Below are 12,061 nucleotides of genomic sequence, written 5' to 3'. Positions count from 1 at the left end.
GTGAATTACTTATCCCGATTTTTTATCGAGATCTGTTTAGAAAGAATTTTTAATAACAATCTGTTAAAAAAATATTAATTAAAGTTACTGTTCGCGTAAGGGATAGTAGTGGCATCCTTTTTAAAATTGACATGTAAAAAATTGATAGAAGTTGTATTAAGTAGATAGCTAGGTCTTATCGTTCTCGCTATGACGTTTTAAAAAGATATAACGGATAGCCCGACCCTTTTTTGGGTAACGCCCTAAAGGTTATTTAACTGATTACTCTTCTTATCTTCACTGATGGTCCAAAATAATCCAACAAAAAAGAACTGATCTGTAGCAGGCTTCAAAGCTCTTCTATTAAAATTACCATTTGCATTTGGTGTATTTGCATATTGGTAGCCATTTATATTTTTAAAGCCTAACACATTATTAACAGATGCGTATAATATTTTTTGAGGACTTATTAAATACGCCCAATTTAAGCTCAAACTATTAAAAGCTTTGGTTTTTTTATTTAAAAAACCTAGTTGGTTAGGGTTTGTGTATGGTCGCCCCGAAGCATAAGAATAACTCATCCCTACTTGACTACGCCATTTATCAATCCAGTATTTTCCAACTACAGATAAGTTATGTGTATTTGCAAAATTAGGCTGAGCCAAAGTTATGTAGTTTTTATAATCACGCTTAGTATCCAAAAATGAATAACTTAACCAATAATCGAAATTTTTGATGGTTTTACTATCTCTCCAAAATAAGTCTATGCCGCGTGCAAAACCGTTTCCATTGCTGTTGTAATTTGTGTTAAAGTTTGTGAATTCGGTATCGTATTTAACTAAATTATCATAGGTTTTATAATAAGCTTCAGCTCTAAAGATTTTTCTATCGGCATTGTATTGGTAGTTAAAAATGTAATGCGATGTGTTTTCGGCTTTTAAATCTTGATTAAACTTTAGTATATTACTTGATGGGTTTTGATAAAAATTACCATAGGCCAAAGATACCTGACTTTTATTAGTAGTTTTGTAGGCTAATGATACTCTTGGAGCTAAGGTGAAATCTTTGAACAGCTCTGAGTATTCTCCGCGAAGCCCTGTTTTAAATGCTAGTTTTTTAGACATAAAGATATCGGCTTCAGCATAAGCAGCCATAATATTGTTATTATAACCGTAATTTAGCTTATCGATGGTTTTATCTTCATAGGTTTCTTCAAAATCGGTTGCAAAATACTCTGCTCCAAAATAAAGTTTAAATCGGTTACTGACTCTGTTTTTAAACTTCAGTTTAGCGTGTAGCGAGTTTTCAGTGTCATTAATATCACTTTCTATAAAGGTAAAGTCGTTTTTAGCTTTGGTATAACTTACACCACCAAAAAGCGACCAAGTATCGTTTAAAACGCCTTGATACGATCCGTTTAAATAAAAGTTATTGTTGTTTAATTTAAAATATGCGCCTTCTGGTCTGTTGATATCTTCTTGAGTAAGCTCAAAATTAGTAGCATCAAAAGCACCGTAAAGTTTAAATAAGCCCGAATTGGTTTTCTTTCTGTAAACTGTTTCTCCTGATGCAGTTTCAAAAGGTTTAATCCAATCGTTTCTGTTTTTAAATATAGCGTTATATGGCGCTAAGTTTATGTAAGAGGCATTAACACTCAATGAACTTTTATCCCATTTTTGTGTATTGCCAAGAGTTGCTCCAAGGCTCATAATACCAATATCTGTTTTTTCTTGATCAGGTTCATCAATAGTATTTAAAAGTAAAACACTTGATAAGGCTTGACCATACTCTGCTGAATATCCACCTGTAGAAAATGTAATACCATCAAATAAAAATGGCGAATACCTTCCTCGAGTTGGTGCATTATTGGTTGTTGGTGAATATGGTGTAAATACACGAATACCATCAATAAAAATCTGGGTTTCATTGGCATCACCACCACGCACAAATAATCTGCCATCTTCAGCAACGGTTGTTGTTCCTGGTAAGGTTTGCAAAGCACCAACAAAATCACCCAATGCACTTGCAGTGGTTACTACATCCAATGGTTTTAAAACATTTACTTTACTATTATCGCCTGCCGAAAACGTTCCTGCCGATAATACCACAGCATCTAAGGTATTTACATCTTCTTTAAGTTTTATAGTAACATCTTTCATAAAAGAAATATCGCCAATCATCAAATAGGTTTCATAAGACAAAAAAGAAGCCACTAAAGTTTGTGTTCCAGTTTCTGAAGTTTTAAAAGAGAAGCTTCCATCTTCCATAGATGTACTTCCATCATAAGTGCCTTCCAAATAAATATTGGCGCCCGCAATTGGTTCATTTTTTGTATTAATAATTTTTCCGCTTATTATATCTTGAGCAGAAATTTGAAAGCTCAAAAAAGTGATTAAAATGATGGTTAATTTTTTCATGATGGATTAATTTTTACTGTTCGTTTTTCTTGTGCTGAATTTATTTCAGCATAAAGTGTTATTTATTTAGCGCATTTTGATGAGGCAAAAATGCAACACAAAAGCAGTTACAAAAACTCTTAATTACCGAACTGTAAAATTTGCAGGATGAATTGAAATATTGAGAAAAAAAATCGCAAAATAGATTTCAAAATCAGTAACGAAAATCAATTTTTAAATTTAAAAAAAACATATATTTATAATATAAACACGCAAAAACACAAATATTAATTTAAAAAAATCAACCCTTATAACACTAGTTTATTTTTTTTATATATTAGCTATACAGCAAGGTAATGAAACGCTAATTACTAACTAAAAAAGCATTATAGTTTTTATCTATAATACATATTCAACTAATTGAAATTCAGTTTAAAATAAAGATTATATAAACAAAAAGTTTAAGAATGTATTAGTTTCTTGTTTTTAAACAAAATATCAAATACCAAAACTAAAATTCATTAAAAAATATCACATATTAAATAAAATGAAAACCAAGGGTTTCCAATTTTATTTTCACTGGCATGTAACGTTTTAAAACATTAAGCTACTTACATAGTAACTAAACCAAACCATTGAATAGAGAACTAGAACATAGTTTTGTTGAATTGCTAGAAAAGCACCAAAATATTGTGCACAAAGTTTGCCGTTTGTACACTAATAATTATGATGCGCATAACGATTTATTTCAAGAAATAACCATTCAACTCTGGAAAGCATATCCCAAATTTAGAGGCGATGCAAAGTTCAGTACTTGGATGTATCGTGTTGGTTTAAATACTGCAATTACACTTTACAGAAAATCAAAACGCAGCATAAAAACTCAAGATTTTGAAAATGTACAGTTTAAAATAAAAGCAGAAGATTATGATGATACCGAAGAGCAACAATTAAAAGTACTCTACAAAGCTGTACATCAATTAAATGATATTGAAAAAGCTCTAGTATTTTTGTATTTAGAAGACAAAGATTATAGAGAAATTAGTGAAACATTGGGGATAAGTGAAGTAAATGCCCGCGTGAAAATGAACAGGATAAAAAACAAACTCAGAACCATTTTAAATCCGTAACGTTATGGATGAATTAGATCTATTAAAAAAAGACTGGAACAAGCAACCAGACGAAAAAAAGTTATCCATAAAAGATATCTACCCCATGCTGCATAAAAAATCGTCTTCCATAGTTAAGACGCTTTTTTACATTAGTATCGCAGAACTTGTATTCTGGATTTTAATCAACACCATTCCCTATGTAACATCCCCACAATACAAAGAGCGCTTAAACTTTATTTTAAGCGAGCAAATGGTTACCGCATTAACTATTTTTAGTTATGCTATAATACTACTTTTTATATACCTCCTCTACAAATCTTATAAAACAGTTTCTGTAACCGATAATGCTAAAAAACTAATGAAAAGCATTATAAACACCCGAAAAATAATCAGATACTACGTTATCTATAACCTAGTCATGATATTCATATCCTCTGCTCTAGCCTTGGTTTACTCCATAAATCACGACCCTAATCTAGAAAACATTTCAAAATTCACAGACAAACAACTAGCTATCTTCACCATAGTATCCATCTTAATAATTGGAGCATTTATGCTTATTATTTGGCTATTTTACAAGCTTATTTATGGCTTTTTACTAAAGCGCTTAAACAGAAATTATAAAGAACTAGAAAAACTAGAAGTCTAATTTATTATTTGGGCGTTACCACAATCCCGATAGCTATCGGGAGGGCTTTCTGTTACAAGTCCTCGCACCTCCTTCGTCAGGCTGTGGGCTATACACTTCAATTCCTAACGCGGGTTTATTTTCTAACTTAGAGTTTTAAACTTAAATTTGGGTTATTTTTGAAGAGGTATGCTAAACAAAATTAACATTTTTTTCTAACAAAGTTAGTAGAGAAATTAGCTTAAAACACTTAGTTGCTCCTAGAAACCTCAAACACATCAACCTCAACAACATCACCAGCCTGCATAGTATTTACAGAAATACCTCCTACTCTAACACGAACCAAACGCAACGTTGGAAACCCAACTGCTGAAGTCATTTTTCTAACCTGCCTAAACTTACCTTCTTTTAAAGTTATAGACAACCAACTTGTTGGCCCATGCCTATCGTCTCTAATCTTTTTAGCACGCTTAGGTAAATCTGGAATAGCATCCAGCTTAAATACCGTGCAAGGTTTCGTTTTGAAAACAGCACCTTCAACAGTAATCTCAACACCTGTTTTTAATTGTTCAATAGCCTCATCAGAAACAAGACCATCCACTTGTGCGTAATACTCTTTTTTAACTTTTTGGCTGTTTATACGAGCACTCATTTTACCATTTGTAGTAAGTAATAACAAACCTTCTGAAGCTTCATCTAATCTACCAATAGCCATTATGCCTTCAGGGAAATCGTATAAACTACCCAGAAACTTTTTCGATTGTTGCTTGGAGTCGTTACTTGAAAACTGACTCAAATACCCATAAGGTTTAAAAATTATAAAATGCTTATGGTTTGTTTTAGATGCTTCCATTCAAGATATTATGCACAAGCTCTCTAGTTGGTGTTTGCCCATTTATTTTTTCTCTAACGGCATCAAACGTTACTTTAAAATCACAACCCGATTTGTAAGTACTACACCCATAAGCGGTTTTCCCTTTTATTACGGTCCCCTTTTTGCATTTAGGACACGTTAATTCGTTTGATTTTGGTTTTTCTTTTGTCTTAGCTTGTTTAGGTTCTAGTTTCAGCTTAAAACTTTCATCAAAACGCAACAAACCTTCAACCGTTCCAGAATTGGTTTTAAAGCCTTTTAAATTAACAGTAGACCCTTTTTGAAGCAGTCTTATAAACTGTTTTTCCGAAATCTTTTTTTCTCCATATTTAAACGGCATTACAAAATGGCAACCCGTTTTATACCCACTACAGCCATAAGCCGATTTTCCTTTTATAATTTGCCCTTGCTTACACTTTGGGCATTTTTCAGCAGTTATACCTGCTCCCTTTTTAGCCTCTCCCTTTACAGTACGCTTTTTTACTGTAGCAGCATGCGAAATATTGGCGCGCTTTTCACTTCTAACCTCATAAACCAAAGCATCTACCATGCGTTTCATGTTTTTTATAAACGCTCCAGCGGTATATTCACCTTTCTCAATATCTTTCAACTGCTTTTCCCAAGAACCTGTTAATTCTGCCGATTTTAATAAATCGTTTTGAATCGTATCAATCAACTGAATTCCAGTTACCGTTGGTAAAACCTGCTTCTTATTTCGTTTAATGTATTTCCTTCTAAAAAGCGTTTCAATAATATTAGCACGTGTTGATGGCCTTCCAATACCATTCTCCTTCATCAAATCCCGTAACTCTTCATCGTCAACTTGCTTTCCTGCAGTTTCCATAGCACGCAACAACGAAGCTTCTGTAAACTGATTTGGTGGTTTTGTTTCTTTTTCTAAAAATGAAGGTTCATGCGGGCCTTTTTCGCCTTTTTGAAATGTTGGCAAAATACCAGATTCTTTTTCTTTAGTGTTTGGATTTTCAAAAACAACACGCCAGCCTTTATCTAAAATTTCTTTTCCTGTGGTTTTAAAAACCACCTTTGCTGCATGTCCTAAAACCGTAGTGTTAGAAACTATACAATCGTCATAAAACACAGCAATAAATCGTTTTACTATTATATCATAAACCTGTTGCTGGTTGTACTGCAAATTGGTTTGCATGCCCGTTGGAATAATTGCATGGTGGTCTGTTACTTTTTTATCGTTAAAAACTCTAGTAGATTTTTTTATTTTTTTACCTAAAAGTGGTTGCGTTAATTTTAAATAATTGGTTAGCTTTTGAAGAATTCCAGATACTTTAGGATGTACATCATTAGGTAAAAATGTGGTATCAACTCTTGGGTATGTTACCACTTTACGTTCATATAGCGCTTGAACTATTTTTAAGGTTTCATCTGCCGAAAACCCAAACTTGGTATTACAATACACTTGCAATCCTGTTAAATCAAAAAGTTTTGGCGCATATTCTTTACCTTTCTTTTTGGTTATCGATTCAATTTCAAAATCACTTTCTTTAACTTTATTAGCTAAAGTTTCTCCATCTTCTTTTTTTAGAAAGCGCCCGTCTTCATAACTAAATAGCGTTTCTCGGTAAAGTGTTTGCAGCTCCCAATATGGTTGCGGCTTAAAATTTTCTATTTCTTTAAATCGATTAACAACCATTGCTAAAGTAGGCGTTTGCACACGACCAACCGATAAAACCTGTTTGTAACCACCGTGCTTTACAGTATACAATCTGGTTGCATTTATACCTAACAACCAATCACCAATAGATCTGGAAAAACCAGCATAATAAAGGTTGTCATAATCTTTTGAAGATTTTAAATTAAGAAAGCCTTCTTTAATAGCCTCAGTTGTTAAAGATGAAATCCATAGACGTTTTACCTCACCTTTATATTTGGCTTCGCTCATTACCCAACGCTGGATAAGCTCTCCTTCTTGACCGGCATCCCCGCAGTTTATTACCAAATCAGCTTTATCAAATAAACTCTTTACAATGTTGAATTGCTTTTTAATACCTGAATTTGAAGACACTTTTACTTCAAACTTTTCGGGAAGCATTGGTAAGTTATTTAAATCCCAACTTTTCCAATACGGTTTATAATCAACAGGTTCTTTTAAAGTGCATAAATGTCCAAAGGTGTAAGTTACTGCATAACCGTTACCTTCAAAATAGCCATCACGCTTTGCACTTGCTCCTAATACAGCAGCAATCTCTCGGGCAACACTTGGTTTTTCGGCAATACAGACTTTCATTTTTCCTTCTTGAATAGATATGCAAAATAGAAATTTTGAAGCGTTTGCAGAAAGGGAGTTATTATGAGTTATTAACCAACTTAAACATTATTTGCTTTAACAACACAAGGATTACCATAAGCCACAGAATTATCTGGTATGTTTTTCACAACAACACTCCCGACACCAATGATGCAGTTTTTTCCAATAGAAATATCGTTCTTCACAGAAACACCAGAACCAATCATGGTATTTACCCCTACTTTAACAAAACTACTTAACGTAACTCCAGGGTTTATTGTCACATAATCACCAATCTCACAATGATGTCCTAAACTACAGTTTCTTTTAATATTTACACCAAACCCTATAGACGAGCGCGCCGCTATAGTACTTAAACTTTCTAATTGTATACCATTACTTAAAATCACAGAAGGGGACACATAAGATGTAGGATGTATTAAATTTATAAACTGACCTTTAGTGATTTCAGATTTTGCTTTAAACCAATTAAAAACACTTTCTTTTGAATTTACACCTACAACAGAAAAAGCGAACTCGTCTTTCTTTTTAAACTGCAAACTCAGTTCATACGCATTTAAATTGGTAATATTCCAATTCTTATTAGGTGCAAACAATTCGTTAATTTCAACAGGTATATTTTTTAAAATATTAAAAGAAAAAAAAGATTGAGACTCCTCAGCCAATTCTAGCAATGTATTAAGTGTCATAGGTACACATCCTAAAACATTCAAACTCTTATTATTTTTCATATTAAACTTTATAATCTTAGTTAACTAAACGGCTCTGCCATACAAACCATTTCCTGCTTGCAAATTCATTTTTACTCTAAAATCCTTAGGCGACATTACCTTTCTTTCATTTGCATTGGCTATTAAATGAACTCGTTTTAGTAAATCCGAATTCGTAGCTAATTTTGTTCTAGCAGTGTCATACCAAATATTATCTTCAATTCCCACACGCACACCTCCACCTACAGCTATGGCTAGCGAATTCATTTTTAATTGTTCATTTCCGATACCTGCTAGACTCCAATGAGAATACTCAGGAAGATCATTAATCATAACCCCAGAATGTAAAAGATTAGCCTGAGAACAAGCTATATTACCAAACAAAAGATTGTAATAGTATGGTGCTTCAAGTAATTTTTTTCGTTCTAAATATTTCGCATAATTAATCATACCAATATCAAAAGCTTCAAGTTCAGGAACAATACCTCGTTCTTTCATCATCCTAGCAAGATTAACTACCATTTCAGGAGCATTAATACTAGCCGTTTTATTAAAATTTAAGGAGCTTAAAGTTAAACTTCCCATATCTGGTTTTAAATCACCTTCTAATAATAAAGGATCACTACGTTTTTCTAGCTCCCCATAATCTCTTCCGCTTAATGAGACACAAATAACAAGTTCAGGGGCATATTTTCTTATCCCTCCTATAATTTCTGCATACACCTCCTTTTCATAAGTAGGCACCCCTGTTATTGCATCTCTTGCATGCAAATGCACCATAGTTATACCAATCTCGTTAGCAGCATGTACATCTTCCACAATTTCTGAAACACTAACTGGAACATGAGGCGTCATATCCTTAGTAGGAATCATACCTGTTGGGGTAAAGTTTATTATTAAATCATTAACCATAAAGAATTAAATTTATTAATGTTTTTTTAAATTAGTTTTTATGAATGGCAAAATACTTATTCTAGTTTATTGAATTCAAAAAAATCGATTAAATAAACTCTGAATAAGATTGTATAAAGAAGAACAAGTCAATAAAGGTAAAGCACAGATTTGGTTATTAAGTAAAAGACTTTTAATAATCAACCAAAAAGTGCATTTTCTAAAAATAATTACACTACCACTTTCGCTTCGTATTAAGATCTTCTTGCGCTTTTAATTCTGCTTTGGAAATCACCTTTAAAAACGATGGGTGTTGCTCGATGGCATACTCAATTCTTTTCACAATATCTTCCGTAGATTCATTCTCGTAATCAATTTCTAAAGGTGCTTTTATTTCCATAGATTGAAGAATATTTTTCTTCTTAATACGCAATCCTTTTTTATCAAAAGAGCGTCTAAATCCATCAATTACAATTGGCACAACTACAGGCTTATAACGTTTAATAATGTGTGCCGTCCCTTTTCTTATAGGCTTAAAAGGTGTTGTTGTACCTTGAGGAAAGGTAATAACCCAACCATCATTTAAGGCCGTACCTATACTAGAAATATCACTCATTTTAACCTGTCTGTTTACATCTTTTCCTTCAGATCTCCATGTGCGCTCTATACTAATTGAACCCATGTAAGCTAAAATTTTAGGCAATAAACCGGCTTTCATAGTTTCTTTAGCAGCTACATAATAAATATTTAACTTAGGCCTCCATAGGTAACCTATGTTTTTTATTGAATCTGTACGACCACTTAAACTAGCATTAAATACATGAAACATAGATACCACATCGGCAAAATACGTTTGATGATTAGATATGAAAAGCACATTGGTATCTGGTAAGTCTTTGATGATTTCAGAACCTTCTATTTGCAACTCGTTAAAACCTCTAAAGCGTCTATGTGTAAGAGCTCCAAAGATTCTGATAAGCCATTTTTTTACAAATAATATATGTCCAAATGGATTTTTTTTAAACAATCCCATAAATCACACGTCAATTTTAGTTAAACTAAGAATGCAAATGTAACAAAAGTAATAGACTACAAAAGTTGTTTTAACAAGTCTTTAATTTCACTTAACATCATTGCAGTTGCGCCCCAAACCACATAATCATTCAATTTGAATGCAGGCACCTCAACTTCAATACTATATGATGTTTTTACTTTTCTGGTAATTAATGATTGGTTGTCCAAAAATTGTTCTAAATCTACTTCAATAATGGCTTCAACTTCATCATCTTGTTTTTTAAATTTAGGCGATTTTTCTGTAATTCCAATAAAAGGTTGCACATAAAAATTGCTTGGTGGAATGTAAACTTGAGATATTTTTTTAACAATTTGCACGGTATCAATTGGCACTCCTATCTCTTCAAAAGTTTCTCTTAACGCCGTATCTTGTATTGATGCATCTTGGTCTTCTAGCTTCCCTCCTGGAAAAGCCACTTGTGCAGAGTGTACACCTTTATAAGTATTTCTAAGTATCAGAACAAACTTGGTTTGATAATCTTTATCTGGATAAAACAACGCCAAAACCCCAGCCTGTTTTGCTTTTCTAATGGCTTTTTCTTGCTTTTTTAATAACTCTTGACGAAACGGTGGCACCATTTTAAATTGAGAAGCTTCGGCTGGTAACTGGATATTTTTTATTTTTGAAACGGATTTTAAAAATTTTTCAAACTTCATAGTCTATGCGAACCGTATTGTTTTTCTGTTTTTTTCTTTTACTTCTGAATTGTGAAGATAAACAAACTAAAAAGAAAAACACACCTAAAACAGAAGTTGAAACACCCGCTAAAAAAGACATTGAAAAAGTTACTAGTCAAGAACCAGAGCGTGAGTTCCCTAAGTTAAATTCTAAAAGCGCCATGGAGTTTTTCTTGGAGTACGACAAACACCATAAGGAAAATAAAGTACGAATAACTACTGATCTTGGCACCATTGATATTTTACTTTATAATGAAACCAAGTTTCATCGTTCTAACTTTATCTGGTTAACTAAACAAGGTTATTTTAATGACACCCAATTCTATAGAGTTATTGATAATTTTATGGTTCAAGCAGGAAATAGTGATGATGTAAAAACAGCTAGAAAGCGCTCATACATTGGTAAATACTTATTACCTCCAGACACTAAACGCGGCTACAAACATGACCGTGGTGTTATTTCTATGCCTAGTAGCGAAATTAGAAACCCACATAAATTAGCATCTCCTTTTGAGTTTTTTATTGTTTGCCAAAAAGGTGGCGCTCACTTTTTGGATGGTGACTACACCATTTTTGGTCATGTAACTCGGGGAATGAGTGTTATTGATAAAATTGCTGCCGTTGAAACTGATGATGGTGATTGGCCAGATAAGAATATTTTTATCCGTAATGTGGAGATTATTGATTAAGAAAATGACAGGAGACGGGTGTCTCGCTAAGACAAGAAGACATAAAGCTGGATACATCTTTTAACTGAGTACTGCGACTGAATACTTTTTTTGTCGAGTAAAGGAGATAAGACGCAAAGGTGTTGACGTCATAAAATTGCTGAACATTACTCCTCTTTTCCTGAATAAGTTGTTGGTAGCGCAATTTTAAACTTTACTGCTAATAACCTCGTTACAATAACTACTATTCCTGTAATTATAAACACATAGTTGTATTGTATTGGAAATTCTCGCAAAACAAAATAGGTAACACCACCTTAAATGCAAGCTATAGCATAAATTTATTTTCTGAAAATAACAGGGATTTCATTACATGAAATACCCCTAATAACACCTCCAAAGGATGCAGTAATTGTTCCTAAGGTGATGCAAATTACAGGATGCAATTCTGCATTTAGTCCTTTCTCTATACCAACTAGTGTTTAGAGCCCAATACCGATAGTATCGAATAAAAACAGTGAGGTTTTTAAATAATTGATTTTACTTTTAAAAAGTATTGCGAATACAGCGGCTCCTAAAATATCTATGGTATAGAATATGACTTTTTTTGGGTCTTAAAATTTTGTTTCTATTTATTAATATTTTTTGGGCGTTACCCGAAAAGGGTCGGGCTTTTATTTATGCATTTCTATTTTAAATTTTTGAATTCATGAACATAAATGTTTCGCTATATTTTTTTTTACGTCATAGCGAGGAGCGGGCGACGTGGC

The 12,061-nt window shown here is 32.9% G+C and carries 10 protein-coding genes and 1 pseudogene; 3 read left to right on the top strand and 8 right to left on the bottom strand.

The features are described from left to right. Nucleotides 1-242: 242 nt before the first annotated feature. Nucleotides 243-2,396 (bottom strand): TonB-dependent receptor, encoded by a 2,154-nt coding sequence (locus tag Q0870_RS03725; protein ID WP_298551213.1) that lies wholly within the window; start codon nt 2,394-2,396, stop codon nt 243-245. A gap of 614 nt (nt 2,397-3,010) precedes the next feature. Between Q0870_RS03725 and Q0870_RS03720 the strand changes: the two genes are divergently transcribed. Both Q0870_RS03720 and Q0870_RS03715 read left to right on the top strand, forming a co-directional pair. Beyond that, nucleotides 3,011-3,505, top strand: a complete 495-nt coding sequence (locus Q0870_RS03720) for a sigma-70 family RNA polymerase sigma factor (RefSeq protein WP_298551211.1) — start codon at nt 3,011-3,013, stop codon at nt 3,503-3,505. A 4-nt stretch (nt 3,506-3,509) separates the two neighbouring features. Further along, nucleotides 3,510-4,136, top strand: coding sequence for a hypothetical protein (locus tag Q0870_RS03715; RefSeq protein WP_298551209.1), 627 nt, complete (start codon nt 3,510-3,512; stop codon nt 4,134-4,136). Nucleotides 4,137-4,365: 229 nt separating this feature from the next. Here the strand turns inward: Q0870_RS03715 and Q0870_RS03710 are convergent, their stop codons facing one another. From Q0870_RS03710 to Q0870_RS03685, 6 genes are all read right to left on the bottom strand, one after another. Further along, nucleotides 4,366-4,968, bottom strand: a complete 603-nt coding sequence (locus Q0870_RS03710) for a pseudouridine synthase (RefSeq protein WP_298551207.1) — start codon at nt 4,966-4,968, stop codon at nt 4,366-4,368. After that, entirely contained in the window at nt 4,955-7,249 is a 2,295-nt protein-coding gene (locus Q0870_RS03705) for a type IA DNA topoisomerase (RefSeq protein WP_298551205.1), read from the bottom strand. The genes Q0870_RS03710 and Q0870_RS03705 overlap by 14 nt, the downstream gene beginning before the upstream one ends. Before the next feature lie 80 nt (nt 7,250-7,329). After that, a complete protein-coding gene (locus tag Q0870_RS03700) occupies nt 7,330-8,001 on the bottom strand; it encodes an acetyltransferase (RefSeq protein WP_298551203.1) in 672 nt (223 codons plus the stop codon). 24 nt (nt 8,002-8,025) lie between these two features. Further along, the gene (locus Q0870_RS03695) at nt 8,026-8,892 is read right to left on the bottom strand and encodes a 3-keto-5-aminohexanoate cleavage protein (RefSeq protein WP_298551202.1); all 867 of its coding nucleotides are present in this window, start codon (nt 8,890-8,892) and stop codon (nt 8,026-8,028) included. 214 nt (nt 8,893-9,106) lie between these two features. Next, nucleotides 9,107-9,904 carry a lysophospholipid acyltransferase family protein gene (locus Q0870_RS03690; RefSeq protein ID WP_298551199.1) on the bottom strand — a complete coding sequence of 266 codons (798 nt, stop codon included), beginning with the start codon at nt 9,902-9,904 and terminating at the stop codon, nt 9,107-9,109. A gap of 56 nt (nt 9,905-9,960) precedes the next feature. Beyond that, nucleotides 9,961-10,602 (bottom strand): CoA pyrophosphatase, encoded by a 642-nt coding sequence (locus Q0870_RS03685; protein ID WP_298551197.1) that lies wholly within the window; start codon nt 10,600-10,602, stop codon nt 9,961-9,963. A gap of 5 nt (nt 10,603-10,607) precedes the next feature. Between Q0870_RS03685 and Q0870_RS03680 the strand changes: the two genes are divergently transcribed. After that, a complete protein-coding gene (locus tag Q0870_RS03680) occupies nt 10,608-11,312 on the top strand; it encodes a peptidylprolyl isomerase (protein ID WP_298551195.1) in 705 nt (234 codons plus the stop codon). 146 nt (nt 11,313-11,458) lie between these two features. Here Q0870_RS03680 and Q0870_RS03675 read toward each other — a convergent pair. Next, nucleotides 11,459-11,872, bottom strand: a pseudogene (locus Q0870_RS03675) (TRIC cation channel family protein); the annotation flags it as partial. Between the last annotated feature and the right edge of the window lie 189 nt (nt 11,873-12,061).

This window comes from uncultured Algibacter sp., from assembly GCF_947487575.1.
Lineage (GTDB): Bacteria > Bacteroidota > Bacteroidia > Flavobacteriales > Flavobacteriaceae > Algibacter_B.
The sequence above is the reverse complement of the archived record's forward strand: the minus strand, read 5'-3'. Positions and strand labels throughout refer to the sequence as shown.